The 25,944-nt window shown below is 58.5% G+C and carries 26 protein-coding genes and 1 pseudogene; 21 read left to right on the forward strand and 6 right to left on the reverse strand.

The genetic code is table 11. The features are described from left to right. The first annotated feature begins 73 nt into the window (after positions 1-73). Positions 74-1,051 carry an acyltransferase gene (locus J5274_RS19245; protein ID WP_219275512.1) on the forward strand — a complete coding sequence of 326 codons (978 nt, stop codon included), beginning with the start codon at positions 74-76 and terminating at the stop codon, positions 1,049-1,051. Between the two features lie 106 nt (positions 1,052-1,157). On the opposite strand, the gene J5274_RS19250 is transcribed toward J5274_RS19245, so the two are convergent. The 3 genes from J5274_RS19250 to J5274_RS19260 all read right to left on the reverse strand — a co-directional run bounded on the left by J5274_RS19250 (position 1,158) and on the right by J5274_RS19260 (position 4,881). Next, complete coding sequence (locus J5274_RS19250; RefSeq protein ID WP_219275513.1) at positions 1,158-1,943, reverse strand: class I SAM-dependent methyltransferase; 786 nt, start codon at positions 1,941-1,943, stop codon at positions 1,158-1,160. A 227-nt stretch (positions 1,944-2,170) separates the two neighbouring features. Further along, the gene (locus J5274_RS19255; RefSeq protein ID WP_209229665.1) at positions 2,171-3,265 is read right to left on the reverse strand and encodes a porin; all 1,095 of its coding nucleotides are present in this window, start codon (positions 3,263-3,265) and stop codon (positions 2,171-2,173) included. A 467-nt stretch (positions 3,266-3,732) separates the two neighbouring features. Then, positions 3,733-4,881 (reverse strand): ROK family transcriptional regulator, encoded by a 1,149-nt coding sequence (locus tag J5274_RS19260; protein WP_142831441.1) that lies wholly within the window; start codon positions 4,879-4,881, stop codon positions 3,733-3,735. Positions 4,882-5,018: 137 nt separating this feature from the next. On the opposite strand from J5274_RS19260, the gene J5274_RS19265 reads away from it, so the two are divergent. The 6 genes from J5274_RS19265 to J5274_RS19290 all read left to right on the forward strand — a co-directional run bounded on the left by J5274_RS19265 (position 5,019) and on the right by J5274_RS19290 (position 10,656). Beyond that, entirely contained in the window at positions 5,019-6,242 is a 1,224-nt protein-coding gene (locus J5274_RS19265) for an extracellular solute-binding protein (protein ID WP_142831440.1), read from the forward strand. Positions 6,243-6,340: 98 nt separating this feature from the next. Further along, complete coding sequence (locus tag J5274_RS19270; protein WP_219275514.1) at positions 6,341-7,381, forward strand: ABC transporter ATP-binding protein; 1,041 nt, start codon at positions 6,341-6,343, stop codon at positions 7,379-7,381. After that, positions 7,378-8,238, forward strand: coding sequence for an ABC transporter permease (locus J5274_RS19275; protein ID WP_219275515.1), 861 nt, complete (start codon positions 7,378-7,380; stop codon positions 8,236-8,238). The genes J5274_RS19270 and J5274_RS19275 overlap by 4 nt, the downstream gene beginning before the upstream one ends. Then, complete coding sequence (locus tag J5274_RS19280) at positions 8,235-9,095, forward strand: ABC transporter permease (RefSeq protein ID WP_219275516.1); 861 nt, start codon at positions 8,235-8,237, stop codon at positions 9,093-9,095. The genes J5274_RS19275 and J5274_RS19280 overlap by 4 nt, the downstream gene beginning before the upstream one ends. Positions 9,096-9,125: 30 nt before the next feature. Next, positions 9,126-10,013 (forward strand): glycerophosphodiester phosphodiesterase family protein, encoded by an 888-nt coding sequence (locus tag J5274_RS19285; RefSeq protein WP_257625719.1) that lies wholly within the window; start codon positions 9,126-9,128, stop codon positions 10,011-10,013. Between the two features lie 142 nt (positions 10,014-10,155). Continuing rightward, positions 10,156-10,656: an NUDIX hydrolase gene (locus tag J5274_RS19290; RefSeq protein WP_219275517.1), complete on the forward strand. Its 501-nt coding sequence runs from the start codon at positions 10,156-10,158 to the stop codon at positions 10,654-10,656. 215 nt (positions 10,657-10,871) lie between these two features. On the opposite strand, the gene J5274_RS19295 is transcribed toward J5274_RS19290, so the two are convergent. Together J5274_RS19295 and J5274_RS19300 are read right to left on the reverse strand one after the other, a co-directional pair. Further along, the gene (locus J5274_RS19295; protein WP_257625720.1) at positions 10,872-11,543 is read right to left on the reverse strand and encodes an MFS transporter; all 672 of its coding nucleotides are present in this window, start codon (positions 11,541-11,543) and stop codon (positions 10,872-10,874) included. A 640-nt stretch (positions 11,544-12,183) separates the two neighbouring features. Next, positions 12,184-12,777 (reverse strand): hypothetical protein, encoded by a 594-nt coding sequence (locus tag J5274_RS19300; RefSeq protein WP_142831435.1) that lies wholly within the window; start codon positions 12,775-12,777, stop codon positions 12,184-12,186. A gap of 325 nt (positions 12,778-13,102) precedes the next feature. On the opposite strand from J5274_RS19300, the gene J5274_RS19305 reads away from it, so the two are divergent. Continuing rightward, positions 13,103-14,575: a sensor domain-containing diguanylate cyclase gene (locus J5274_RS19305; RefSeq protein ID WP_219275519.1), complete on the forward strand. Its 1,473-nt coding sequence runs from the start codon at positions 13,103-13,105 to the stop codon at positions 14,573-14,575. Positions 14,576-15,001: 426 nt separating this feature from the next. Continuing rightward, positions 15,002-15,376: a hypothetical protein gene (locus tag J5274_RS19310; protein WP_219275520.1), complete on the forward strand. Its 375-nt coding sequence runs from the start codon at positions 15,002-15,004 to the stop codon at positions 15,374-15,376. A 95-nt stretch (positions 15,377-15,471) separates the two neighbouring features. Here J5274_RS19310 and J5274_RS29390 read toward each other — a convergent pair. Further along, positions 15,472-15,594 (reverse strand): annotated as a pseudogene (locus tag J5274_RS29390) (IS110 family transposase); the annotation flags it as partial. Positions 15,595-15,902: 308 nt separating this feature from the next. On the opposite strand from J5274_RS29390, the gene J5274_RS19315 reads away from it, so the two are divergent. From J5274_RS19315 to J5274_RS19370, 12 genes are all read left to right on the forward strand, one after another. After that, positions 15,903-17,060: a M20 family metallopeptidase gene (locus J5274_RS19315; RefSeq protein ID WP_202617206.1), complete on the forward strand. Its 1,158-nt coding sequence runs from the start codon at positions 15,903-15,905 to the stop codon at positions 17,058-17,060. Positions 17,061-17,100: 40 nt separating this feature from the next. Beyond that, positions 17,101-17,958 carry an ABC transporter substrate-binding protein gene (locus J5274_RS19320; RefSeq protein WP_142831431.1) on the forward strand — a complete coding sequence of 286 codons (858 nt, stop codon included), beginning with the start codon at positions 17,101-17,103 and terminating at the stop codon, positions 17,956-17,958. 7 nt (positions 17,959-17,965) lie between these two features. Continuing rightward, positions 17,966-18,685 carry an ABC transporter permease gene (locus J5274_RS19325; RefSeq protein WP_219275521.1) on the forward strand — a complete coding sequence of 240 codons (720 nt, stop codon included), beginning with the start codon at positions 17,966-17,968 and terminating at the stop codon, positions 18,683-18,685. After that, positions 18,685-19,371: an ABC transporter permease gene (locus tag J5274_RS19330; RefSeq protein WP_142831429.1), complete on the forward strand. Its 687-nt coding sequence runs from the start codon at positions 18,685-18,687 to the stop codon at positions 19,369-19,371. The genes J5274_RS19325 and J5274_RS19330 overlap by 1 nt, the downstream gene beginning before the upstream one ends. Next, positions 19,368-20,141, forward strand: coding sequence for an ABC transporter ATP-binding protein (locus J5274_RS19335; RefSeq protein WP_219275522.1), 774 nt, complete (start codon positions 19,368-19,370; stop codon positions 20,139-20,141). Before J5274_RS19330 ends, J5274_RS19335 begins: the two co-directional genes overlap by 4 nt. Positions 20,142-20,150: 9 nt before the next feature. Next, on the forward strand, positions 20,151-20,843 hold the full coding sequence (locus J5274_RS19340; RefSeq protein WP_142831427.1) for a GntR family transcriptional regulator: 693 nt from the start codon (positions 20,151-20,153) through the stop codon (positions 20,841-20,843). Further along, a complete protein-coding gene (locus tag J5274_RS19345; protein ID WP_142831426.1) occupies positions 20,836-21,735 on the forward strand; it encodes a homocysteine S-methyltransferase family protein in 900 nt (299 codons plus the stop codon). Before J5274_RS19340 ends, J5274_RS19345 begins: the two co-directional genes overlap by 8 nt. 315 nt (positions 21,736-22,050) lie before the next feature. Then, on the forward strand, positions 22,051-22,902 hold the full coding sequence (locus tag J5274_RS19350; protein WP_247750598.1) for a formate/nitrite transporter family protein: 852 nt from the start codon (positions 22,051-22,053) through the stop codon (positions 22,900-22,902). A 168-nt stretch (positions 22,903-23,070) separates the two neighbouring features. Next, a complete protein-coding gene (locus J5274_RS19355) occupies positions 23,071-24,621 on the forward strand; it encodes a helix-turn-helix transcriptional regulator (RefSeq protein ID WP_219275523.1) in 1,551 nt (516 codons plus the stop codon). A gap of 119 nt (positions 24,622-24,740) precedes the next feature. Then, a complete protein-coding gene (locus J5274_RS19360) occupies positions 24,741-24,920 on the forward strand; it encodes a CsbD family protein (RefSeq protein ID WP_111221490.1) in 180 nt (59 codons plus the stop codon). Between the two features lie 83 nt (positions 24,921-25,003). Continuing rightward, on the forward strand, positions 25,004-25,267 hold the full coding sequence (locus J5274_RS19365; protein ID WP_209187976.1) for a BON domain-containing protein: 264 nt from the start codon (positions 25,004-25,006) through the stop codon (positions 25,265-25,267). An 82-nt stretch (positions 25,268-25,349) separates the two neighbouring features. Next, positions 25,350-25,868: a DUF992 domain-containing protein gene (locus J5274_RS19370; RefSeq protein ID WP_142831423.1), complete on the forward strand. Its 519-nt coding sequence runs from the start codon at positions 25,350-25,352 to the stop codon at positions 25,866-25,868. Positions 25,869-25,944: the final 76 nt, after the last annotated feature.

Below are 25,944 nucleotides of genomic sequence, written 5' to 3' on the forward strand. Positions count from 1 at the left end.
CAGAACAGCACAATATGGTCACGTCACGGGGCTATCGGTCGTCTTTGAAGAGCAACCGTACCTGGATTTCATTTTGAAAAAATTACGTTCTGTACAGAGCCTGAGGGCAATTGCAGCCCTTCTTGTCCTTTTCTACCATTTAAGCGACGGCGCTTTTGATGCTGGTGGAGCTGGCATCGACATTTTCTTTCTGATCTCGGGCTTCATCATGGGCACCGTCGGGACGCGCGAGACGCCGCGTGTTTTCCTGGCCAGAAGATTGCTGAGGATAGCCCCGCTCTACTGGCTCGTCACCTTTGCCGTCTGCGGCGCATCGGTCTTCGGCCTGCTGTCGAACTTCTCGTTCGATGCCCGGCGGATCATCCTGTCGATGCTGTTCATTCCGCATTTCGACCCCGGCGGTCACATCTGGCCGCTGTTCGTGCCGGGCTGGACGCTGAACCTCGAAATGCTTTTTTATGCCGTCTTTGCGGCGGCACTTTTCACCACCCGTCCGATTGTCGTCGCCTCGCTGCTGCTCTGCGCACTGGTCGCCCTCGGCCTCTACGGCTGGCAGGCGCCCGCCGTGATCCAGTGGACCACGCCAATGCTGCTGGAGTTTGTCCTCGGTCTCGGCATTTCACAGTTGCGCAAACCCATCCCCGCTGGCGTCGCACTGATAGGCCTGGCCGGCAGCGTCGTCCTCCTGGCCGCAACAGCCTTTGCCCACATCGACATGACGCCCTACCGCATTATCGTCTGGGGGCTACCCGCCGGGCTGCTGCTTGCAAGCTGCATTGCGCTCGAGGATTGCGGGCGCTGGCCCGCGCGCCTGCTGTCGCCTCTGGAGAAACTCGGCGATGCGTCCTATTCGCTCTATCTCACCCACGGCATCGTGCTCGCCGCCGTCCTCAAGTTCGACCGGTTGGGCCACATGAACGCCATCGTTTCAATCGTCGCTGCCCTTGCCATCGCAGAAGTCTGTTACCTGCTGGTGGAACGCCCGATCAACCGCCTTGCCTCGAAGTCCAGCTGGACGAAGCTCGAACGACCAAAATCGCAGGATTTGTAGCGAAACGGCCCCTGCCGCATCACCGCCATGCAAGAGGGTTCATTGCGAAACCGTAGGCAGATCCGGCGTGCTGATGTTCTCGTCCCAGGAGCGGTCAACGACGAGCCTACGGCTTTCGTGCTCTGATGTGGAGAAAGAGTGGGGCAATGCGCGTGTCCGCCACAGATGGCTGAGATTTGGCGACTTGTTTGGTTGCGCGAGGTTCGCCAAACGCTTCAATTTGCAGCCCGGCTTCGACGATCATCGATACCCAAGTGGTCAACGTTCGATGAAATCTCGGTACCTCGAAGGGCTTCTCCGTCACTCGCTGTTCTGCGGGTATCGCGGAGAAGGTCCATCGCTCAATCTGGCCGTCCGGTTCTTCAAAATAGTCCGCGACCTGCACAGCGATGGGTTCGCCTGCTTCGTTGCGAATATTCTTCCGGGTTGGCGGTACAAAGCATGGGTGTAAAATCGAGAACTGGAAGAATCCACCCGGCTTCAATACCCTTTGCACCTCGGAGAAGACCGCTCGTTGATCTGCCATATCCATCATCGACATGAAGGCGACGACAAAATCGAAGCTCGCATCCGGAAAATCGATCGTCAGGCCATCGCCCAGCACGTAGTCGATACCGATGGGATCCTGCTGCTCCGCCTCGCGGGCATGTCGGATGAAAGTTGGCGCGATATCGAGCCCGGTAAGGTGTGCACCGCGACGTGCGACCGCACGCGTGTTCGTCCCTTCGCCACAGCCCAGGTCCAGCCCCTTCAGGTTAGCCACCGGAGGGAGCATATCCAGGAAAGCCGGCGTATTGAGAACGTCGCGATAGACATCATAGCCAGCACGGGTCAGCCGGGTCCAGGCTTCGGCGTTGGCCTCCCAGCAGTTGGCGACTTCATTTGATTTCATTTTGCATCTCCGCTCAGGTGAGCCATCAGGAACAGAGGATGTAGGCATCTCTGCGCGCCGAGAGCAGTTTTACCATTCCATCTCGGCACTAGTATGAAAGTCGTAAGCGGCACATCGAGCGCTGTTGGTCAGAACAACAAAGTTGCAGACTTAGGCTCGAAGCGTGTTGGAGAAGCCGGGCGAAATGCCAGGCTTCTCCTGTTTGTCTCAGAGTAATTGTCGTCGCACTAGAAGCTGCGTTGCAGGCGCAGGATGCCAGCCCATTGCTCCTGATTTACCGAGTCGAACTTGGTATAGGTAACTTCCGGCTCGACCAGCATGTTTTTAACCGGGCTCCACCGAATATTGGTTGTCACCTGAAGGATTTTCGAGTCGGTGAAGGCTACCTGGCCATTTGCCTGCAGTTTCTCGTCGATCGGCAGAGTGACGCCGGTCCACAATGCCCAGTCGCCCCAGCCGCACAGTTCGGCATGGCCAGCCGGGCAAGCCGACGGATCAAGGTTCGAGCCGGCATATTTGTTGAGCTTGTTGCCGTCCGTGTTCCAACCGCCCATCAGAAACGCTTTAAAGATGCCGAAATCTGCATCGACGCGCGCTTTGACGGCTCCTTCTTCAACGATAGCATCGTAACCACCGACAAAGCGGATCTGCCAGGCACCGGATTTAAAACCAATACCGGCAACGGCGTTCGGAATATATTCGTTGGTCTTGGACTGGACCCAGGCGCCGTTATAGGCGGACAGGTCAGCGCCAGAGTTCGTATCTTCCAGCGAAACGACAGCCGTGATGCCGTTTCCGGCATCGTAGTTGTAGGTAATCTGGTTGATTTCGGGCGGGCCGTCATAGACGATATCGTCGTTCATGACGTTTCCGGCGTAACCCATGTAAAGGTTATACGCCGAATCTATCTTGCCAATGGTAAAGCCAGCCAGACTGATATTGGCCCAGACCAGTTTATCGGTTGTCACGCCTTCCTGCCAGTCGAAGCGGTAGATGCTGTCTGTCTTCAGCGCGCCGTATTCGGTATCCGATGCGGTATCGACCGCGATCTGGGCGCGCGAGTGCCAAAGCGTGCCGTAGTCGCCACCCGTTCCCGGGTTATACGGATTATGCCATTTTCCCTCGGTTCGCACCGTGCCACTGATCTTGAGGCAGGTTTCAGTGCCTGGAATGAAGAAATAGCCTGCGCCATAGGCGTCGCAGAGACGAACATATTCAAGCTGCTCGGGCTCTGCAGCAATTGCTGCATCGGCTGCATTGGCAGCGTGGGCAAGGGAGATTGCAAAGAGCGCGGACCCAAAGCCCAGAAGCGGTTTTACCATATTCACGTATCAACCCCCATAAATGTAGCAGGCTAATAATGAGCCTGCCGACAAGTGAAAATGCGCGTCAAACAGATTTGCGCGGGGGAGTGATTACAAACCGGGTCGCGAGCGCCAACGCATATCGGATGCATTTGGGCATTGGACGATCCGCTGAAACGCCAGCCGTTACACAGAAAATACGCCGACTTACTCGGTGATGCAATTTAGGTACAAAGCGATGTTGGGACATTGCTCATTTGCAACGTGCGACCCGGCAGGCAACGAGAAACGGGTGAGCGGACTACAATTTATGGCCGCATGAGGCCGATCCATCATCAGATGGCTTCGAGTCTGGCCTGCCGTCGAACGCTGATTGGCTCGCGCCGGCGGTCCTTTATGCGTTCGCAAGCGACTATCCGTCCATGCAGCGCTGACGGGCTAGATACGTGGCGCGGGTCGGGATGCTCGAGGCTTTGAGATAGTCTCTAAAGGAAATATCGGACTTTGAGCGGCAATAGGGTGGCGCCGAGAGCTGCTGCATCGCCATCGGTCTGGCTAAGGAGAAGTTTGGCCTCCTGCGGTCCAATGTCGTAGCGGTGCTTGCGCGTCGAGGGCATGACGGCGCGTTCGATCATCATGTTTCCGAGCGCGCGAGGCAACTGGCCGCCGAGCACGATCGCCTGGGGGTCGATGACCGCAATCAAGCTTGCGATGAGCCGATTGAGTTGCGGCATTACTTCCGTCAGCCAGTCGCTGACGCCCGGCCACGCCGGATCGAACGTTTCGCAGAGCATCTCCACCGACGAGACATCAACGCCGTTCTCCAGCAGCCTTTGCATGAGATACTGAAGCGCCGGCCTGCGCGCTGCCTCATCCGCGTTGTAAATGCCGCTCAATTCGCCAGCGTTTCCATAGAAACCATGGAATGGCTTGCCATCGAGGATGAGGCCGCCGCCGAATCCGTAATTGAACGAGAGATAGGCAAATGTCTGGCACCACAGACCGACGCCGCGAAGGCTCTCGCCGATCGCGCCCGTGGTTCCATTATTCTCCAACCAGACAGGCAATCGGAATGCACTTTCCATGATCGGCTGAAGATCGATCAGGGACCATTGCCGCAATGGTTCCGGTGCATTGAAAATGTGGTTTTTCGAAACGAAAAAGCCGGACATGGAAAAGCCGAGGCCAATCAGCCGTTCGCGCGCAATTGCGTGCTTCACAAGCAACGCATCCAGTGTCCGGGTCAGGGCGACCAGTGTTTCCGTCCGGTCATGCGGTGCGATTGAAAGCTTCTCCTGGGCAACGACGCCACAGCCGAAGTCCGAGATGCACAACACCGCCGAATCGGTATTGATGGATATCCCGATCGAAAAGACTGCGGTCTTGACCAGTTCAATCGTCGGGCTTGGCTGGCCCCGGCTGCCTCGTAGCGGTTTGCCGGTCTGGAGCAACCCGCGCTCAATCAGCCCCTCGACCAGCCGGTGAACCGATTGCTGGGCCAGGTTTGTGTGCGCAGTAATTGTCGCACGCGCGATCGGCCCGTGCCGTCTGACGATATCAAGTATCAATCGCTCATTATCGCTGGCGAGAGGGCGGCGATCGAGCTCAAAAGAGGCGTCTGTTGCTGAAACCATGGCGTCTGGATTAACCGGTAGGCTTATTATCTGCAACGGTGAGTATCGCTCTCAAGCAGACTTCACGAAACTGTCATAAATATTACACCTAATGTGTAGTATTTAGCCCCATCTTCCAATGCGGCTGAGGGGAACCCATGTCATTGAAGTCCTGTGCGATTGCCTTACTGGCGATGTTTGCTTCGCCTTGTATAGCAGCAGATACGAATATGAAAAATCTCGACTTCGATCTGGCAAAGGTGACCCGCGACAATTTCTACGACATCATTGTTCCCGCCGCGAAGGCCGAGGGTACGGTAACGATGTACAATTTCGCTGGCAGCTTCAGCGATACGTGGCAGGAACTGATCACCCGCTTCAAAGCCAAATATGGCATCAACGTCGAATATCACGACGTCAATGGCGAGCAGGCCAACCAGCAACTCATTGTCGTTCAGCAGGCCGGGCAGGATGCGCCTGTGGATGCCTATTTCACAGGAGGGGGAAGCTTTCCGCTTCTCTCTTCGAAAGGCGTGATAGGCAATATTGCGCTGACCAAGATCTTGCCGAATATGAGGAGCTACGATCCGACGCTTGCCGACACTGTTTTCGGCAAACCGCACGGCGGCAGCTTTCCGTTGGTTCACCTCAATCAGACGGCGATCGGCTATGACGCTGCTTTCGTCAAGCCGGAGGAAGTCCCGAAGAATTTCGACGAACTGCTCGTGTGGGCCGAGAAGCATCCAAAACGTCTTGGCGTCACCCTTCCGTCCAAGGGTGGATCCGGCAGCGGGTTCATCTACTCCGTGGCGCTCAGCTACCTCACCGGTGATTGCCGCAAGCAATTGACCAACTATGCCCAGACCGCTCAGGAAGCCGAAGATTGGGCTATGAAATCGGATTGTCTCGATCCGGTGTGGAGCTACTACCGCCGCCTGCTGTCCGTCGCCGAACTCACCAATGGCAATGCCGACACACTCAACCTGATCAATAATCAACAGTTGTACATGGGCACGGTCTGGGAAGACCAGGTGATGACCTTCCTCTCGACGAAACAACTGCCTGATACCTTTCGCCTCACCTTGCTGGAAAAAGGCCAGGTCGGTTCGGGCGACGCCATGATCGTGCCAGCCAACGCCAAGCATGTTGCGGCAGCACTCCTGCTGGTCGACATGGCGATGAGCAAGGAATTCCAGCTTTGGAAGTTGGAAAACAAGGCCTCGCGGTCCCCTCGCACCGACGTGACGGACAACCTGATCTCCGCATCCGCCCAAACCCACATGCTGCCGGCCAGCGTCTATCCGCGCCTCTCGGTGCCAGCCTTCTGGGATATGTCGACCGCGCTCGGCGAGGCACTGGACGAAAAAGTGCTCAACCAGTAGCGGCCAACCGACCGGAGACATCTCAGATCGGCCCATCAGCCGTGCTGTGATCTCCGTCGATCAAGGACCATCAGCGCGCCCGCCCGGAGTAGATAGCCATGAGCGAACTCGAAATCACCGATATATCCAAGGCCTACGGCCTGAGCCGGGCGTTGCGTCCGGTTTCAATCAGCGTTGAGCGGAGCGAATTTGTAACCATTCTCGGACCGTCTGGATGCGGAAAGTCGACGCTCCTTCGCATTCTGGCGGGCATCACGACACCGAGCAGCGGAAAAGTTCACCTGGCCGGGCGGCGGATCGATACGGCGCCGCCGGAAGCGCGTGACATAGCGATGGTCTTTCAGTCCTACGCACTGTTTCCCCACATGTCCGTGGCGAAAAATCTCGGTTTCGGGCTCAGGATGAAAAAGGTACCCCCAGGGGAGCGCGAGCGCCGCATTGCCCATGCGCTTGAGATCTGCAACCTGACCGGACTTGTCGATCGCATGCCGCGTCAGCTTTCGGGCGGGCAGCAGCAGCGCGTTGCCCTGGCACGGGCCATTGTCATGCAGCCCGGCTTGCTGCTGTTCGATGAGCCACTGTCGAACCTCGACGCCAAGCTGCGCGAAATGCTGCGCCACGAACTGGTCGAACTCCACAGGCGCATCGGCACCACCAGCCTCTATGTCACCCACGACCAGGCCGAAGCGATGGCGATGTCGGACCGCATCGTCGTGATGAACGAAGGCCGGGTGGTGGAGATTGGCACGCCGCTCGATCTCTACCGCTCGCCGAGGCATGCATTCACGGCAGGCTTCCTCGGCCAGACCAACATCATCGCCGTCCATGCCGATGGCAGACATGCGCGGCTTCCCTGGGGGCAGTCGGTGTTGCTCGATTCCGGGTCTGCGGGCGCGGCCCAGATTTCCGTGCGACCGGAAAATATCAAAATCATTGTCGACACGGAGGGACCCGGCACTGTCACCGCCCTTTCCTTCCTGGGTGCCAGCGCGCTCTACACCATCTCGATCGCCGGCCAGGTGATCAAGGTCAGCAAGGCCGGGGCCGACAACCTGATCGAGGTCGGCAGCAGGGTCGCGCTCGCTCTTCCCGACGTCGCCCATCGTCTCGATGACCGGCCAGCAAGGGAAGCGGCATGATGGGCGTTCTTCTTCGAGAACGGCGCTTCTTCGTGCCGCTGTTGCTGGCGCCGGGCGTTGGCTATTTGCTGCTGTTCTTTGGCGGGCCGCTGTTTTCCACCTTCGTTGGCAGCTTTCTCAATGACGACGGAGCGTTGACACTACAGTGGTATGTGCGGATATTTACCAGGCCGTCCATGCTGCGCGGCCTCAAGACGTCGATCTATTACGGCGTCGCGCCCGTTATCGTTTCCATTCTCGTGTCGGTGCCACTCGCTCTTTTGATCCGCAGGAGCTTTCTCGGACGCAAGCTTTTCAGCGGCCTGTACAAACTTCCCATGGCGGTGCCCGGCATTATCGTCGGCTTGATGGTCATCGTGATGTTCGAACGCGGCGGCTTTGTCGATCGTGTCATCGCACCTTTTGGCCTCGGTCTTCCCAAGCTGGTGCGCGACGACTGGGGTGTTGGCGTCATTCTGGCCAGCGTCTGGAAACAGATCCCGTTCATGACCTTGATCATCACCAGCGCTTTCGCGGCCATTCCCGAAGATATCCGTTTAGCATCGCGAACCCTCGGCGCATCGCGGATCAAGACGTTCCTGTTCGTCGAGGTGCCGCTTGCCATGCCCGGTATCACCGCTGCAATTCTTCTGACCTTCATCGGCTCGATGGGCTCATATGCCATTCCCGATATCGTCGGTCCGCCCGTTGCCCGGCCGCTCTCGGTCCTGATGGTCAACGAGTTCAATCAGGGACATTTTCCGCAGGTCTATGCGATGGGCATGTTGCTGAGCCTCTTCGCGGTTCTGGTCCTGATGGCCTATTACGCGCTGACCGATCGTATCGGCGCCGGAAATGCGAAGGGAGGCCATCAATGACGCTCTCCATTGCCGCCGCACCACCGCGCCGTCGCCGCTACTTCACACAGGAAGATCGTCTCCCGGTGGCGATCGGCCTTTACAGCACCCTTTTTCTTGCCATTGCGCTGCCACTGGCACTGATGTTCCTCTGGAGCCTTGCGGATGGATGGCAGCCGCCGCTTGTCGTGCCGCGGAACTATACCGCAAGCCGCTGGACGATCATCCTGTCAGATCCGGGCCTTCTGCGGGCCGCAATCAACAGTATCCTGATTGCCGTGGTGGTGACATCGGCAACCGCCTTCCTGGCGCTCCCCACGGCTTGGGCGATGGCCCGCTTTCCATTCCGCCTCAAGCGGTTGGTGGAGATCTTCATTCTTGCGCCGATCATCATTCCGGGCCTCGTTGTGGCGATCGGCATCGGGAAGCTCTTCATGACGCTCGGGCTCTCTTACTCCATCTTAGGCGTGGTCCTCGTGCAGATCGTCGGCACCTTGCCGCTGATGATCCGGCTGATGAGCGCAACGCTCGAAACCATTCCTGACGACGTGATCCATGCCGCACGCTCGCTTGGCGCGGGCACTGCCGGCATCGTTGCCCACATCATACTGCCACTTGCCGTCCCCGGGCTTCTCGCCGGTGGACTGATGTCGTTCATCGGCAGTTTCGAGGAATTCGACAAGTCCTTCATCGTCGGCGCGCCGGTCGTCGAGACGCTGCCGATCAAGCTCTACATGTATCTCGATCCCTATTCGATACAGCTCCCGCTGGCCTCTATCATCTCCTTCATCCTCCTCCTGCCTGCGCTCATCGTTTTCATCATTGCCGGCCGCATCCTGCGCGACGACCTGATGGCAGCGGGCATGGGCAAGATCTGATGCGTCCCAACCTGTCGAAAGTCGAAAACTATGCAACATGCGCCTGCCACTGACCGTATTCCTGCTTTCCACGGCGACGTCCTCGAGATGACGACGCGCAGCAACCCCGCGATCCTGACCATCGCCCATCGCGGCGTCTGGAAGTCGACGGCGGAAAACTCGCTTGCCTCCATTCGTGCTGCAATCGCGCTCGGCGTCGAGATGGTGGAAATCGACGCCCAGTCGTCCGCCGACGGGGTGCTTGTGGTCATTCATGACGAAACTCTCGATCGAACGACAACGGCAACGGGGAAAGTTGGCAACATGCCGTTTTCCTCCCTCCGTCGCGCCATGCTGCGCGCTGGCGCCGGTGGAGCGCATGCAACCGCCACCGAAGAGTGCGTGCCAACCCTTGCAGAAATGCTCGAAGAAGCGCGCGGACGCATTGCCATCAATATCGATACGAAGTTCATCCGTGATCTGCCGCTCGTCATGAATACGGTGCTGAGGCTCGGAATGGAGAGACAGGTTCTGGTAAAGACGGATATTGATCCGACGGCGGACCGTTTCGCGCTCATCGACCAGGACTGGTTCGGACGTATTCCACATATGCCGATGTTCCAGGTGCGTCCAAACGGCAAATTTGCGGAGGATCTCCGCCGTATCGAACGGCTTCGCGCGCCGATGATAGAAGTAAAATTTTCCGACATCGCCGATCTCGCCGCAGGCCGCGAAGAACTGGAGCGCCAGAACATCCGGCTATGGATCAACACGCTCGATGTCTCCCATTGCCTCGCCTACAACGACACACGGGCGTTAAGCGAACCAAGTCAGGTTTGGGGCGCGCTGAAGGAAGCCGGGGTCGGCGCAATCCAGACAGACGAAGTCGAGGCATTCAAGGCCTGGTTGACAAGCGATGCCGCGCAAGGCCCCGCATGATGGCAATCGTGGACGGAGGCATGGTCGGTGCATTGACCCTTTTTGTGCAAGCAATCGCTTTTAAGCGCAGGCACCGTGACTTCGTCCCAACCGGCAATCCGATGCTTGCCGATAAGGTCTTTCTCGTTGAGTTCCCGGACCAATGCTGAATGAGAAGAAAAAACGCCGACGATGCGCGCAGCGATCGTCGCCTACCGACAAGCAATATGCTGCCCATTGCTTCAGGCTCGTGCCCGGCTGGGAAGAGCCCATTCAGGTCCTGCTGATTACGAGCCGTAATTCTGGCCGCTGGATCATCCCGAAAGGCTGGGGCTTTGCCAAGAAAAAACCTCACGAAGTCGCCCAGCGTGAGGCATGGCACGAAGCCGGGGTACGAGGGCGCGTTCGCAAGAAGCCTTGCGGCTACTACACCTACAAGAAAAAGCTGAGCGAGGAGGAGAGCGTCCTGACCGTTGTTCAGGTCCATCTTCTCAACGTTCTCGAACTGGACAGCCAGTTCCCTCAGAAGGATGAGCGGGAACTTCGCTGGTTTTCCCCCGGCGCAGCCGCGGCAGCCGTCCACGAGCCCGATTTGAAGTGCCTGATTTCAAGCGTGCGGGAATTGGCAAACCAGTTCATATGCCCCAAGCCCGATACCTGGTAACTGGTTGACCAACTTTCTGACTTCCGCCGACGTTTGACATCCGCAGTTGGACTGCAAGCGATGTCCACGCGGCTCCTGATGTGCTCGGGGCCGGCGATTGTTCGCGGATCACAGCCGTCGGCGCCTGAGGGGCGCAAGCCGGATCCGACATTCGGTAAAAGCCGTCAGCATCCACCGGTTTCTGTTGTCGATTACCTATCTCGAGCGACATGCCGCTAGCGGAGTAGACGGGTTTGCATTTTTACGGCCGCCGCCTCGATGGAGGCAAGGCGCTCCGGCGCCAGCGCTGAAACGTAAGACCAGGTGATCGAAGCCATGCCGGTGCCAAAGAACACGATTGCCAAAAAGAGGATAATCAACGGCGGGCTATCATCGAACTGAGCACCAATGATCAGTATGGACAAAGCGATGCCGGTGAGGACCGGAATTTTGCGCGATGCACTGAGGCTGAATTTTGCCCGAAGCAGCGCATCTGACAGGAAGCCCGACACCAACACGCCAGCAAACCGTGCAAGAAACGGTACTGATGCGTAAAATCCCGCCTTGATAAAATCCAGGTGGCGATATTGAACAAGGTAGGTCGGAAACCACGTCAAGAAAAAATTGGCCGATGCCAGATAGCTGAATTGTCCGATGTAGATCCCCCACAGCTTCTTCTTGCTCAGGACAAATTTCAGGTCGTGCCACGAAAATGCACTCCTTCCTGCCTGCTCGCTTTGTAGTCGGTCGCTCAGTTCCGGCACCCCTCCCCTCTCTTTGATGAGATTGAGTTCGGCTTGATTGGTGCCTTTGAAGTGTCGAGGATCCCTGTAGATCGTCGCCCAAAGAACGGCTGCGACCAGTCCGAGCATGCCGGTCATGACAAAGACCGGAGGGAGCGCCAACATCTCACTTAAATTCAACAGACGGGGACGATGTTTATCGGTGACTTCGTCGCTGGGGCCCAGCTTCCCGTTTCATGTCCTCATCTAGTTGCTTTACCGCTTGGGAAAATCGAACATTGTCCGATTGTGACCAAAGGCTGGGCTGCGGGGATAGGTCCAATCCAAAATTTGTAGAGGCTTTGCGCAAATTCTCGTTCTCGTGACGACCTCCCCCGGCTCTCCCCTTCCGGAGCCTTCACCGTCTCGGTCACGTCGTTTGGCAGGCCTGCCCGCTTGCCTCCCTCGACCTGTGCCTTCTTCGTCCACGCCTTGAGCGTCTGTGCCGAGCGGCCGATCTATTCTGCGATAAAGGAAAGGGCAGCGCACTGCGACGGATGCCGGGCGTCATGTGACCTGCTCTGGCACCGTTCGCACGGCACGGAGACTTCAGGAGAAAATTTGTTCGCCGTCTTGCGGGGACATAGACCCTGCGTCTCTAGAGGTGGGTCCTGCGACAAACCCGGGCGGTCCATGCGCGTGGATCGAATGGCGATTGCAGCATTTCAGTTCAAACATTTAGGCATCAAAATAGGCTGATGCTGCGACATGATCTCCCGCTCGGCCAGAACGCGGTGGTCTTGGGTTTTCGTGACGAGGATTGCCGTTAGAGCAGATCGTAAACTCTCAGAATCCAGCTGATCTGGTAGAGCGTTCCGACGATGAGAAACAGTGCCTGGAAACCTTTGCCAGGCACGAACATCGCGGCTACGGCGCAGAACGCAAATATGGACTGGCGAAAAAGATATTCGGTTCCGAGGGCTGCAAAATAGTCTGATCCCTTGATCAGGCTGTCGCCGAGGTCGATGATGAACGTCAGGGCGAAAACGCCATAGAACCAGCGTTTGCGAGCTTCAAAATATTGCTCGTAGCCGCTGTATTCACTCATCTGATCGGGGAAAAGCAGGGCTGTCAACGCCGCGTAGAGCATCGCATAGACAATCAGGAAGAAGTAAATCGGGAAGGTCCATATCGGGACCAGCCTGAGATTGAATTCGTACCACCAGAAATGAATGATGGTGATGAGAAGGAAAACGACCCAGCCCAAATGGATCGGGTAGATCTTGATACTTCCCGGGTGCTGCACGAAGCGCGTCAGGCCATTGACCAATCTCGCCAGACTTAAGCCAAGAACCATCCCGACTATGACACGCACATGTGAGAAGCCTTCGGCGCTCATACCAGCCGCATCCAATGCCATATACGCTTCCTCTCGTTGCGCCGCACGACTGCCCGGCTATCGTCCATGCGGGTGTGTTTACCATAGCGCACCTGGCATCGCTGAAAAGGCCATGCCAGAGCTAGGGTGCGTCTCAATTTCTTGAGGAATACAAATCGTCGCAAAGCGGTTGACATTGGAAACGCTGCCGACCCGCCTAAATGGATCGATCGGGAGTGCCGATATCGGCCACGGACACCAAGAGCGCGGTGGTGGTGGAAAAAGCCGTCATCGTGCCGTCCCCAACCGTTCGTTAATAGCAGACTGTATAAAACGAAGCCTACTCGATTGACGCTAAGGACACGTGATGTCGTCTGTGCCTGATTCCGAACTTTTCAACCTCGCCCCGATCGCCATGTGGATCGAAGATTTCAGCGAGGTGAAAAAGCTATTCGATGACTGGCGATTGGAAGGCGTAACCGATATTCGAGGATTCTTGCAAGAGGATCTGTCCCGTGTCGCCGAATGCTCCAGGCGCATTCGCCTCCTCGACGTCAACAGGTGGACGCTCGATCTGGTCGAGGCCAGAGACGTCGAACATCTCCGGGCGAATATGGCCACCGTGTTTCGTGACGACATGCTCGAGACGCATGTGAACGAGCTTGCAGCGCTTTTTGACGGCAAGCCATCGTTTTCAAGCGCGACGGTGAATTACACCCTGACTGGCCGAAGGCTTGATATTCAGCTTCGCGGCATGATTATGCCGGGCGCCGAAGAGACGCTCTCAAGGGTGTTGCTGACGACTGAAGACGTCACGGACCGTGAGACGGCCCGCCGCGCAGAGATTGCGCAACGCAGCTACGCCGAAGGGATTTTCGAACATTCTCCCGTATCTCTCTGGATTGAAGACTTCAGCCAGATCAGGACATTGCTGGAAACCATACGGGATCGCGGGATAACGGATTTCCGCACTTTCATGGACGTCCATCCGGAATTCGTCAGGCAATGCATGAGCGAGATCCGCGTGCTGGACGTCAATCAGGCGACACTCGACCTCTTCTGCGCGGCGGATCGGTCGCAACTTCTTCAGCGGATCACCGAGATTTTCCGGGACGATATGGAAAAGCCGTTTCGGGAGCAACTGATGGAGTTGTGGAATGGCAACCTGCATCACCATCGCGAGGTCGTCAATTATGCGCTCGATGGGTCGCCCCGTCACATCCTGCTGCACTTTTCCGTCTTCCCCGGTTACGAACGCGATTGGTCAAGGGTGCAGGTCGCACTCGCTGACATTACTGCCCGCAAGAAGGCGGAAGCCTATCTCGAATATCTCGGCAAACACGATGTCCTGACAAAGCTCTACAATCGCGCTTTTTACAGCGAAGAATTGAGCCGTCTGGAGCGGAAATCGCTTCAACCCGTCTCGGCCATCATCATCGACCTCAACGGCCTGAAACGCGCCAATGACGAGTACGGGCATGACGTGGGTGACGCTCTGCTGAGGCGGTTCGGCGAAATTCTGAGCGGCGCGATTTCACCCCCGAACCATGCCTGTCGCATCGGCGGCGACGAGTTCGCAGTTCTGATGCCAGGCGCAGACGCCAAGGCCGCAAGCATAGCCGTTGAAACCATCAACGAACTGCTGTCGATCAACAACCAGTTTTATTCCAGCATGCCCCTCAGCATCTCATGCGGTGTCGCAACCAGTCTCGCCGACGACTCCATGGAAGACGTCGTTAAACGCGCAGACCTCAAGATGTACGAAGCAAAACGCGCACATTACGAAAGGCTTCGGAGCCAACTGAGCGTGGCTGACGGGCGACAGAGCCGTGATAGCTGAGATAAGCAGGTTGCCGGCCAACCAGCCGTGAAGCTACAGGCGCATCTGGTTCAGCAGAACCAGCAGCTGCGAGAAATGCTTGAGCGCTTTGGCGAGCTCTAGCTGTAACTATCGCATATTCGATAGCGCTTTCCCCAATAGTCGTCCGAAATTTGTTAACCATCGCAAGTTACAGTGCCGATGTCACAATTTGTAGCGCGTCTGTGCCAAAGAGGGCCCGCCATCCACTGCCCGGCGGGCCCTTTTCGATCTACTAATTTCCACCCTTCTATGTTGGCTGACTGTTCCACTGGGGAGGGCCGTTAATTGGCTGCGAATTTATCAAATAGTGTAGCTATCGAGTCCGCCCCGAATAAATCCGCGCATATCATTCGACATGTACGACCGCAGCCATACTGTGTAAGAGCAGATTTCGACAGGTGAGCAATGCCGTATTTTCTGGTCACACATACCTCGTTGATCGAGGCGGATGACGAAGCGACCGCTGCGGCAAAAGTTTACGGGGAAATGTGCAAAAGTGAAACGCTGACCTTCAACGTGAAGGCCGATGAGAACACCGGCACGAAAGTAATTGTTCCGACCTGCGGTGGGACCGATCCGAGTTTCGTCCGTCCGGGTATTTCTACGTCATCGTCAACCGCAACGCAGACCCTTGCGATCACATCCCCTGCTCCCGCCAAGGGACCGATAAGTATCCCCGTTGGTCAGAGCGGGGCGGCATTTCGATCGACAAGCACATTGCTATGCGCCGGTACTGGCATTGCCGCGGCTCTCTACCTTGTCGTTCAATATTTGACCTGACCGGGGGAGCGACGCACCGACAAGCTTAAGCGGCAATAAACTCGATCGAATAGTGTGAGTTTATCGCTTTAAGCGACCCCAATCCCGTGGACATGTTCGCGAACGAATACCCGACCTGTGCGTTCCAGGATGATGAGACCGAACGTCTTCATTAAGCCGCGGATCTGATTGCTGAGTTGGGTCGAGATGCTGAGGAGCTGATTGCGAGCGGCCACCAGATAACTTAGAGTTGGACGCGTTTCTTCCATAGGCTTCAATTGTTGATGGCTAACATCGTCTTCTGCGGCATCAGGCGCAAGGACAAAGCCCTTTGAACACACCGACCATATCGTCAATTTGTCAAAACAATCATCGGTACGATATTCTGTCGTTGGTTAGAAAAATAGAATTTTATTGCGCATTAGCGGGCTGAAGCATCGATTGTCGATCCTTGACAGAGAGCCCCGTCTTTCGCATGCTTGGGGAAGGCTCTGAACCGACAGATTTGGATCGAAATATGCTTTACCCCTCCAACGATCCAACGAAAATGATCGAAGATCTATTGCAGCCGCTCGAGCCGCGGTTGATTGAGATCCGGCGCGACATCCATGCGCATCCGGAAATCGGCTTCGACACCTTCAGGACGGCGCAGCTCGTCGCGGACGAGTTGCGGGCCCTCGGACTTGATCCCAAGACAGGTGTTGGCCGAACAGGTGTGGTTGCGACCATTACCGGCGGTCGTCCCGGACCGTGCGTCATCCTGCGCGCCGACATGGATGCCCTGCCGATAGCAGAGCAGACCGGGCTTGCCTTCGCCTCAACGATCCCCGGCGCCATGCATGCGTGCGGACACGATATTCATACGGCGGCGCTGCTTGGCGCTGCGAGCGCGCTTTTAAGGATTTCGTCCGAGCTTGCCGGATCGATAAGGCTGATTTTTCAACCGGCCGAGGAAACGCAGGAGAGCGGCGCTGCCGCCATGATCGCCGATGGCGCTGCCGACGGTGCCGACCTGGCGGTGGCTTTTCACAATCGTCCGGAAACTCCAGCTGGCAAGATCGTCCTCAACAGAGGCGCCAGCACCGCATCCAGCGACGAGTTCAAGGTGATTGTCCACGGCAAGTCCGGCCATGCGGCCCGCCCGCATGCCGCCATCGACCCCATTGTCGCTGCCGCACACATGATCACCCAGTTGCAGACCCTGATTTCCCGCGAGATGGATCCTTCGACGTCGGCGGTACTGACGATCGGCCATATCCAAGGCGGCGCGACACAGAACATCATTCCCGACAGCTGCATGTTCGAGGGCACGGTTCGATGCCGGTCGCCGGAATCCCGTGACCTGGCAGAGGCCTCCTTCAGCCGGATCTGCCAGGGTGCTGCTGCCGCACTAAACGTATCCGTCGATATCGACTATGTGCGCGGCGCACCGCCGCTGATGAACGACGACCGCCTGGTGGATCGTGCCACGGAAGCGCTCGGAATGCAGTTTGGCGTTCTGCCACTTGTAGAGCAGGGTTCCAGCTTCGGCGCAGAGGACTTTTCCTACTTTTCGGAACGCCTTCCGTCCATCCAGATCTTCATCGGTTCCGGCCAGCCCGGCCGTGACGACCGTGTTCACAATTCCGATTATCAGCCCGACGAATCCTGCATCAAGCAGAGCGCCATCGCCTTGACGCGCGTGGCTGTCGAGCTACTCACCTGACACCCATTCCATACCCTCCTACATATCCGGGATCACACTCATGACCATCACACGCAGCCATTTCCTGCGCCTTGGCCTTGCTGCCATCGCCGCAATCGCCATGACACCTGCAGCCACATTCGCGCAGACCAAAACATCCTACGTGTTCGCGACCGAGGGTGCGTTTCCACCTTTCAACATGACCTCTCCCACGGGCGAATTGAAGGGCTTCGAGATCGACATGATCAACGAGATCGGCAAACGCGCCGGCTTCGATGTGAAGATCATTCCCCAGGCTTGGGACGGAATGATCCAGGGCGTGATCGACGGCAAGTATGACGGCGTGATTGATTCCGTTTCGGTCACCGACAAAAGGCGCGAGGTCATCGACTTCTCGCTACCCTACACCACCGGAGGCTCGACTTTCTTTGTCGCCAAGGACAGCGGTCTCGAACTGCCCGGCAACGGAACGTCCGTCGACCTTGCCGACGATGCAGCGACGCAGCCAGCGATCGCCGACATTGCCAAGGTCCTGGCCGGCAAGACTGTCGGCGTACAGGTGTCGACGATCCAGAGCACGTTTCTCACCAAATATCTCGCCGACAAGGGCGTGACGGTCCGCACGTACCCGAACGGGCCTGATGTCTACCACGACCTTCTCAATGGACGGATCGACGCGGGCATGGCGGCGGAGACCAATGTAGCTGCCTTTCTCGAAAAGAATGCTGCCGAAGCCGTCAAGACCGGCCCGTCGATCAAGGGCGGCGTCATGGGGACAGGGTCGGCCGTCGCTATCCGCAAGGGCAACAAGGATTTGCAGCAGAAGCTCGACAAGGGCCTGAAATCCATGTCCGATGACGGCTCTTTGGCTGAGCTTTCGAAGAAATGGTTCGGTATGGTCATCACGCCAAAGCTCTGAGGCCGACATGCAGGCAGACCTGGCGCTTCTTGGATTTGGGCCCGATGGATGGGGCATGGCGCTGTTTCGCGCCGGCCTTACCACGCTTGCCGTTTCCATCTGCGCCTTTGTCGTCGGCATGCTGCTGGGGACGCTGGTGGCTTGGGCCCGCGTCGCCGGAGGCTGGCCGATGCGCAAGATCGCGGTTGCCTACACCGTCGTAATGCGCGGCGTGCCGGACATTCTGGTGATCTATCTCTTCTACTTCGGAGGCCGCCAGATCGTCGCGCTTGTCGGACAGGCGCTCGGCTTTGCCGGCCCTTTCGAGATCAGCGGGTTCGTCGCCGGCATGCTGGCCATCGGTCTGATATCGGCTGCGTACCAGTCGGAGGTGCTTCGCGGCGCCTATCAATCGGTCCCGAAGGGAACGATAGAAGCGGGGCGCGTCGTGGGCATGGGTAACTGGCTGCTGTTTCGTCGCGTCATTGCACCGCAAGCGATGACCACGGCCATTCCCGGCCTTGGCAACCAGTGGCAGTCGGTCATCAAGGAGTCCGCGCTCGTTTCGGTGACCGGGCTGGTGGAGGTCATGCGCCAAGTCTCGGCAGCAGCCGGCTCGACGCAGGAGGATTTCCTGTTCTATTCCGCCGGCGCCGGCGTCTACCTCGTCATTACTACGATCTCCGGCCAGGTCTTTCGCCTCATCGAACGTCGCAGCCTGCACGGCCAATCGGCAGGAGGCTTCTGATGGACATCCAGTTCCTCGCCGATATCGAGAAGCAACTGCTGGTCGGCCTGCCGCTGACGCTCAATCTCGGCATCCTGTCGCTGCTGGGTGGCGGTTGCCTGGCGCTGTTCTTCAATCTCATTCGCGTCAACCCCATCGGTGAAGCCTTCGTCTCGGCCTATGTCTTCCTGTTCAGGGGCACGCCGCTACTTATCCAGATCTTCCTGATCTACTACGGCCTCGCCCATTTCTGGGTGATCCGGCACACATTCCTCTGGCCGTTCTTTCGCGAACCCTATTGGTGTGGCCTGCTGGCGCTGGTGCTGAACGACGCGGCCTACACGACGGAGATTATTCGTGGCGGCCTGCGCGCCGTGCCAAAGGGCCTCATCGAGGCCGGCAGGGTCTCCGGGATGACACGGCTTACGGTCACCCGACGCATCGTGCTGCCCATCGCCTTCCGCCAGGCCCTGCCTTCCTATTCAAGCGAGGTCATTTCAATGCTGAAATCGACCGCGCTGGTCAGCACCATCACGTTGATGGAGGTCACCGGCATCGCCCGTGCGCTGGTGTCTGAAACCTGGCGCGCGATCGAGATATTTCTCTGCGCGGCGGTGATCTACCTCGCCCTGTCCCTCCTCGTGACGCGGGCCGCCGACTGGATCGAGCGCCGCCTCTCTCCTTGGCAGTTTGGAGCATACCGATGACCGCCCTCCCGGCAATTTCCATCAGCGGTCTGCGAAAGCGCTTCGGTGATAACGAGGTGCTGCGCGGTATCGATCTTACAGCTGATGACGGGGACGTCATTTCCCTGATTGGTGCCAGCGGCTCTGGAAAGAGCACACTACTCCGTTGCATTCCGATGCTCGAGATCCCCCATGAGGGCTCGGTGTCCGTCGGGGCAGACCGCATCTCCCCCAGAGCGGGAAGGCTGTCGCGCAATGAGGAGGCGGCTGCCCGGCGCATGCGCAGCCATCTCGGCTTCGTCTTCCAAGGCTTCAACCTTTGGCCGCACCGGACCGTGCTCGAAAATGTCATCGAGGCGCCGATCCATGTCCAGAAACGCCCTCGGGCCGATTGTATCGCGGAGGCATTGGCACTCCTCGAGCGGGTCGGGTTGGCGGAAAAGCGCGATGCTTGGCCGGCTCACCTCTCCGGCGGGCAGCAGCAGCGCGTCGCCATTGCCCGTGCCTTGGCGCAGCATCCTCGCGCCATCCTCTTCGACGAGCCTACCTCGGCGCTCGATCCGGAACTGGTCGGCGAAGTGCTGGAGGTCATTCGCAGCCTTGCCGAGGACGGCATGACCATGCTGATCGTCACCCACGAAATGGGCTTTGCCCGCGAGGTGTCGTCGCGCACGATCTTCCTCGACATGGGCCTGATCGCCGAGGACGGTACGCCGGAAGAGGTTTTCGCCAACCCCAAGTCCGATCGCTGTCGCTCGTTCCTCAGCGGCCACTTCGACCGCAATCGCTGAGGGTACGTGATGCGCGAACCGATCGACAAGAAGAGCCTGCAGGACAATACGGTGGATTGGCTGCGCGATGCCATCGTTCGCGGCGAGTTTCTTCCAGGCGCCACTCTGACCGAGCAGGGACTGGCGCAGCAAGTCGGCGTCGGCCGCGGAACAGTACGCTCGGCTCTCTTTGCACTCGAGGAGAAGGAACTCGTGATGCGAACGCCCTATTCGAGCTGGCATGTCGCCCATCTCGACGCCCGCGAGATCTCTGAAATCTATTCGATGCGGGCTGCCTTCGAAGGCTTGGCAGCCCGCATCGTATCAGAAAGGTGGTGCGCGATCGACACGACGAGGATCACGGAGGCCTTCGACAATCTCGGTGGCGCGGAGGACGGTGGCACCGATGCAAGGCTGGAAGCAGATCTCGGCTTTCACGCCAGCATCGTCGAGGCCGCCAACCACCGGCTTTTGATGCGCCGCCACGCCCAGCTCGCCGACAAGATGGAATGGCTCTATCGTTGGTCGGAGCTGCACTGGCCGCGTCGGCGGCCGCTCGTTGCGGAACACCAGCGTCTCTTCGAGACCCTGATGCAGGAGAACCCGGAGAATGCCGAGAAGGCCGTTCGCGATCATATCGCGGATTCGATAGCGGACGACATCGCCGGCTTTCATGAACTTCAGAGAGCCAACACCCAAAAACAGAAAGTACATCATGGCTGATATCTTGATCCTCGACGGTGGAATGGGGCGCGAACTGGAACGCATCGGCGCTCCCTTCCGTCAGCCTGAATGGTCTGCCCTCGCGCTGATGGAGGCACCTGATATGGTCCGAAAGGTCCACGACAGCTACATCCGCGCCGGTGCCAAGGTCATCACCACCAACAGCTATGCCATCGTCCCCTTTCACATCGGCGAAGCGCGCTTTCGCGAGCGCGGCGAGGAGCTTGCCGCGTTGGCGGGACGCTTGGCACGCGATGCCGCGGGCGCCACAAATGTCAAGGTGGCAGGCTCTCTGCCGCCCGTCTTCGGATCCTATCAGCCTGAGCTCTTCAACGCCGAACTAGCGGCCGATTATCTCGGCGTCCTCGTTCGCGGGATGTCCCCTTACGTCGATTTCTGGCTTGCAGAAACGCAAAGCAGCCTGGAAGAGGCCACCGCGGCCGCGACTTCAATTCGCCAGACCGGCAAGCCGCTCTGGCTTTCGTTCACGCTGCGTGACGATATTCCGTCCGAAGAGATGACTGAACCGCAACTCCGGTCGCATCAGACTGTCGCGGACGCGGCTCGCCTCGCCGCCGCGCTCGGCGCCGAGGCTCTCTTATTCAATTGCTCGATGCCGGAAGTAATGGCTGCCGCACTCAGGGCCGCGCGGGCCGCAGTGCCTTTGCTTCCCCTCGGCGTCTATGCAAACGCCTTCGGCTCTCAGGATGAAGACGGTGCTGCCAACGAGGTCGTCTCTGCGGTGAGGACTGACCTTGACGCACAATCCTATTGCAATTGGGGCAACCATTGGATCGAAGCCGGCGCGACGATCATCGGTGGCTGCTGCGGCATAGGAACAGATCATATCCACCACCTGACAAACCATTTGGTCTGTGAAGCAACGCGGTAGACGTACCGATGGCGCTGAACGTGGAAGCAGTTGGAGCGGCGCAATGCAAAGCTGCGGGCCGACAGTTGCTTGTCCAACGACGTCCATGATCTGCGTCACGCGGCGATATTGCGCTGCTTGCACAGGATGTGCATTGCTATTTTCATCTCTGGAAAGCGCCATTGCCCGGTACAGAGATGGCTTGTGCAATTGCAAGCGGCGGCCGATTGCTCGGCGGCTTCAACATAGTTAGCGTGACTGGTCGGAAGATCTCCACTATCCTGCCCCCTTTAAAGAACGCCAACCCGCGCCTGCACCGCGCCTCAGGAGATTTGTTTGTCGAACGATAGCGAGAACGGGACTGCCAGTGAGGGCGCGCCTTCCAGAGAAATTTCAGAAGATGACAAGCGGGCGGTGTCGGAGCGGACGTCGGGATCGGCCAAGGTCGTCCACGAGGTGATCCGGCTGCAGGGCGACGAAGAACTCGCCCGGCCGATCATCTCGCTGCTGTTCTCCGGTTTTGCAGCGGGCGTGGCGATCAGCATCTCGCCTCTGGCGGAAGCGTTCATTGGCTTGCGTCTGCCGGATGCACCGTGGCGGGAACTGGTCGTTGCGCTCGGCTACACCGTGGGCTTCGTCATCGTCATCCTCGGCAAGCTCCAGCTGTTCACGGAAACGACGGTGACTGCGGTCCTGCCGCTGGCCACCCACCCGACAGTTCGCAATCTCGGCCGACTGCTCCGGCTGTGGGCGGCGGTATTCCTTGCCAACATGATGGGCACATTTTTCGTGGCAGCCCTTGTCGCGTCGCAGATCATTGTCGGCCCCGAGCAATTGGCAGCGGCCCTGGAGATTTCGAAAACGGCTCTTGAACATGACTTCGTCACGACACTTCTCCTCGCCACCCCTGCCGGGTTCCTGGTGGCGTCGATTGCATGGATCTTGCCCAATGCAAGGGGCAGCGAGTTCTGGGTGATCCTGCTCATCACCTATGTCATTGCGATTGGCGGGTTCAGCCATGTCGTTGCTGGCTCAGGCGAAGCATGGCTGCTGTTCTTGAGCGGTCAGACGACGCTCTGGGAGGCTGCCGGCGGGTTTATCCTGCCGGCGCTGATCGGCAACATCATTGGGGGTACAGGCCTCTTTGCGGTGGTGGCCCACGGCCAAGTTCGCGACGAAATCACGTAAGCGCTATCATCGGCGTGCACAGCGGGCGGGCTAACCGTGCCGGACCTATTGCAATCCGGCCACGCGAAATTTCGATCCGCGTGCAGCATTAGCGCGCAGATCGCGCCTTGCCTATTTCCTCCCGAAGAAAAGTGCCTACATGCCCAGACTTCCAACGAGGAGGTTGATATGGCCGAAGTTGCGGCGCCCAGGGTAAATCGCTCCATTCTCCAGGAACTCATCGCCGGGCTGAGCGACGGCATCATCCTTGTCGATCCCGACGGCTCGATCGCCTGGGCCAATTTAGCAGCGTTGAAGATGCACCGGGTCGAGGCGGTTAAGGATCTCGGCGAGGACGCAAAGGGCTACCGCCGCAATTTCACGCTGCGGTACCGGAACAACCATCCCCTGGAAGAGGGACAATATCCGATCGAGCGCCTGCTCGTGGGCGAGACGGTCGACGACGTGACGGTGGAGCTCTCACCGTCTTCGGATCTCGACCTCGTCTGGGTGCACACTGTGCGCAGCCTCGCGATCTCGGATGGTGGCGACAAGCCAGATGTCCTCGTGCTGATCATGCGGGACGAGACACCGCGCTTCGAAGCCGAGGAAAGGTTCGAGCGGGCTTTCAACGCCAACCCGGCACCCGGCCTGATCTGCCGTCTCGACGATCACCGCTTCATCCGCGTCAACCAGGGCTTCCTGGAGATGACCGGCTTTGCCAAGGAAGATGTCGTCGGCAAGAGCGTCGAGGCCCTCGGTCTGTTTTCCAACTGCGAAACCGGCGAAGATGCATTGACGAAGCTGAATGAGGGCCGCGTCATTCGCCACCGCGAGGCCCTGGTGCCGTTGCCCGATGGTGGCGACCGGCTGGTGATCGTCGCCGGCGAGCCGATTTCGGTGGTCGAAGAACCCTGTATGCTTTTCACCTTTGCCGATCTGGATGGTCGCAGGAAGGCCCAGAATGCCCTGCGGCAAAGCGAGGAGCGGTTCTCGAAATCCTTCCGGCTGTCGCCTGCGCCAGCGGCCATTTCCCGGCTCGACGACTTCGTCTTCATGGAAGCAAACGACGCCTTCCTGCAGATCTCCGGATATGCTGCCGGCGAGGTCGTCGGGCGGACGGCCGGCGAACTCCATCTCTGGGAGGACGTCGCCGCGCGCCGGACAATCGAGCAGAAGCTGCGCGACAACACCATTATTCGAAACGAGCCGATGCAGATGAAGCAGAAGGCCGGGGGCGCTGCTGAATGCCTCGTCTCCGCCGAGCGGGTGGAAATCAACGACCAGCAATGCGTCATCTGGGCCCTGCAGGACGTGACCGAGCGACGGCGCAGCGAGGCCGAGCTCGTCGAGGCCATTGAAAGCGTCATGGCGGATACCTCCTGGTTCAGCCGTTCGATCGTTGACCGTCTTGCGACCCTCAAGCACAGTTCGACCGGCCGCGCGCCGACGGCGCAACTGTTCGAGCTGAGTGACCGCGAGCGGGAGATCCTGGGGCTGATCTGCAGCGGCCACAGCGATCAGGAGATGGGAGAACGCCTGCACCTGTCGAAGAATACTATCCGAAACCACGTTGCCTCGCTCTACGCCAAGATCGGCGTCAACCGCCGGGCGGCAGCGGTCATCTGGGCAAGGGAACGGGGCTTTAAGGGTTTGCCCGAGGGCCAGGGTAAATCTCCAAAGTCTAACGTTGCTACCCCAGCCAAAAAAAGTACTAAATTGACGAAAAAAGGTCACTAGCTACTAGCGGGATTGGTATTTTCCAATCTGCAAGACGCCTGTTCGGAGCGCTATCTCCATTTGCATGACGCCGGCCAGACCGGGGTCAGGATAAACAACGCGAATGAAAGGATAGTACAATGGACAAGAACCGTATCGAAGGCGCCGCAAAGGAACTCAAGGGCACGATCAAGGAAACTGTTGGAAAGCTGACCGGCAACGAGCGGCTGGAAGCAGAAGGCAAGGTCGACAAGGCTGCCGGCGAAGTGCAGAGCACCGTTGGCAAGGGCAAGGATGCCGTCAAGGACGCGCTTAAGTAACCGACCGCCACTCCACCGAACCGAGACGATCATTTGGCTCGCCAGACCTGGCGAGCCGAAAATCCCATGGAGCCGAGTTCAAGATGATGTTTTTGCCCTACCCCGCCTTGGCCACCAGTGCATCCAGCGACTGCTCCACCCGGATCGCAATCGAGTGCCTGCTTGCCTATACCTTCGGTCACGAAGACTGCGAGATCGAGGTCGAGGTTGCCAACGGATGCGTGACCCTCAGCGGCCGTGCCCATTCTCAGACTGCGGCAGCCAGAGCAGTCGAGGTTGCGGGCGAGTTCACACACATGGCGGTGCACAGCATCATCGAGATCGCCCCGGGCGAATCTTTGCCCTGAACATCTTATCCTCAGCAAACAACAGGAAATCTCAGCATCGCGTCTCGTGGTGCTGAACGAGACCTGAAAAAGGATCAATCACATGAAAAAAGCATTCATCCTCGCCATGGCGGGTAGCCTGGCCCTGTGCTCTGCGGCCTCGGCCACCAGCCCGCACCACCATCGCAAGCACCCGACAAAGCAGGTGGTAACGCAACCGAAGGAACGTCTCGGCACCCTGTCGTGCGAAGTGGCAGGCGGAATCGGCTTGCTGATCGGCTCAAGCAAGGCAGTCACCTGCCAGTTCAAGCAGCGCACCGGTGAGGTCGAACGCTACACCGGGACGATCGGCAAGCTCGGTCTCGATGTCGGCATCACAGGCAAGTCCTACCTCAGCTGGGTCGTCGTCAATACGGCACCGACGAGCGTCGGACAGGGTAGCCTCGCCGGCACCTATGTCGGAGCTTCGGCAGGTGCTTCAGTCGGCCTTGGCCTCGGCGCCAATGCACTGGTCGGCGGCAACTCCAAGAACTTCGGCCTGCAGCCGCTCAGCGCAGAAGTGGGAACCGGCCTGAACGTCGCCGCCGGCGTCTCGCGACTGCAGCTGCGCCCTGCAAGCTAAGGCCCACTAGCCTTCACCAAATCCGAAAACAGGGCTTGGCGGCCCTGTTTTCCAATTCGTTCATGTCACAGGTCCT

The sequence above is a fragment of the Rhizobium sp. L51/94 genome, assembly GCF_019355555.1.
In the GTDB taxonomy this organism is placed as follows: domain Bacteria; phylum Pseudomonadota; class Alphaproteobacteria; order Rhizobiales; family Rhizobiaceae; genus Rhizobium; species Rhizobium rhododendri.

Coding starts and splice junctions, on each gene's coding strand:
- J5274_RS19260 (WP_142831441.1), bottom strand. CDS start 4,881: ATGGTTTCAGCAACAGACGCCTCTTTTGAGCTCGATCGCCGCCCTCTC.
- J5274_RS19265 (WP_142831440.1), top strand. CDS start 5,019: ATGTCATTGAAGTCCTGTGCGATTGCCTTACTGGCGATGTTTGCTTCG.
- J5274_RS19250 (WP_219275513.1), bottom strand. CDS start 1,943: ATGAAATCAAATGAAGTCGCCAACTGCTGGGAGGCCAACGCCGAAGCC.
- J5274_RS19360 (WP_111221490.1), top strand. CDS start 24,741: ATGGACAAGAACCGTATCGAAGGCGCCGCAAAGGAACTCAAGGGCACG.
- J5274_RS19310 (WP_219275520.1), top strand. CDS start 15,002: ATGCCGTATTTTCTGGTCACACATACCTCGTTGATCGAGGCGGATGAC.
- J5274_RS19355 (WP_219275523.1), top strand. CDS start 23,071: ATGGCCGAAGTTGCGGCGCCCAGGGTAAATCGCTCCATTCTCCAGGAA.
- J5274_RS19330 (WP_142831429.1), top strand. CDS start 18,685: ATGGACATCCAGTTCCTCGCCGATATCGAGAAGCAACTGCTGGTCGGC.
- J5274_RS19295 (WP_257625720.1), bottom strand. CDS start 11,543: ATGTTGGCGCTCCCTCCGGTCTTTGTCATGACCGGCATGCTCGGACTG.
- J5274_RS19275 (WP_219275515.1), top strand. CDS start 7,378: ATGATGGGCGTTCTTCTTCGAGAACGGCGCTTCTTCGTGCCGCTGTTG.
- J5274_RS19285 (WP_257625719.1), top strand. CDS start 9,126: ATGCAACATGCGCCTGCCACTGACCGTATTCCTGCTTTCCACGGCGAC.
- J5274_RS19270 (WP_219275514.1), top strand. CDS start 6,341: ATGAGCGAACTCGAAATCACCGATATATCCAAGGCCTACGGCCTGAGC.
- J5274_RS19305 (WP_219275519.1), top strand. CDS start 13,103: ATGTCGTCTGTGCCTGATTCCGAACTTTTCAACCTCGCCCCGATCGCC.
- J5274_RS19340 (WP_142831427.1), top strand. CDS start 20,151: ATGCGCGAACCGATCGACAAGAAGAGCCTGCAGGACAATACGGTGGAT.
- J5274_RS19255 (WP_209229665.1), bottom strand. CDS start 3,265: ATGGTAAAACCGCTTCTGGGCTTTGGGTCCGCGCTCTTTGCAATCTCC.
- J5274_RS19315 (WP_202617206.1), top strand. CDS start 15,903: ATGATCGAAGATCTATTGCAGCCGCTCGAGCCGCGGTTGATTGAGATC.
- J5274_RS19325 (WP_219275521.1), top strand. CDS start 17,966: ATGCAGGCAGACCTGGCGCTTCTTGGATTTGGGCCCGATGGATGGGGC.
- J5274_RS19290 (WP_219275517.1), top strand. CDS start 10,156: ATGCTGAATGAGAAGAAAAAACGCCGACGATGCGCGCAGCGATCGTCG.
- J5274_RS19335 (WP_219275522.1), top strand. CDS start 19,368: ATGACCGCCCTCCCGGCAATTTCCATCAGCGGTCTGCGAAAGCGCTTC.
- J5274_RS19280 (WP_219275516.1), top strand. CDS start 8,235: ATGACGCTCTCCATTGCCGCCGCACCACCGCGCCGTCGCCGCTACTTC.
- J5274_RS19300 (WP_142831435.1), bottom strand. CDS start 12,777: ATGGCATTGGATGCGGCTGGTATGAGCGCCGAAGGCTTCTCACATGTG.
- J5274_RS19365 (WP_209187976.1), top strand. CDS start 25,004: ATGATGTTTTTGCCCTACCCCGCCTTGGCCACCAGTGCATCCAGCGAC.
- J5274_RS19320 (WP_142831431.1), top strand. CDS start 17,101: ATGACCATCACACGCAGCCATTTCCTGCGCCTTGGCCTTGCTGCCATC.
- J5274_RS19345 (WP_142831426.1), top strand. CDS start 20,836: ATGGCTGATATCTTGATCCTCGACGGTGGAATGGGGCGCGAACTGGAA.
- J5274_RS19370 (WP_142831423.1), top strand. CDS start 25,350: ATGAAAAAAGCATTCATCCTCGCCATGGCGGGTAGCCTGGCCCTGTGC.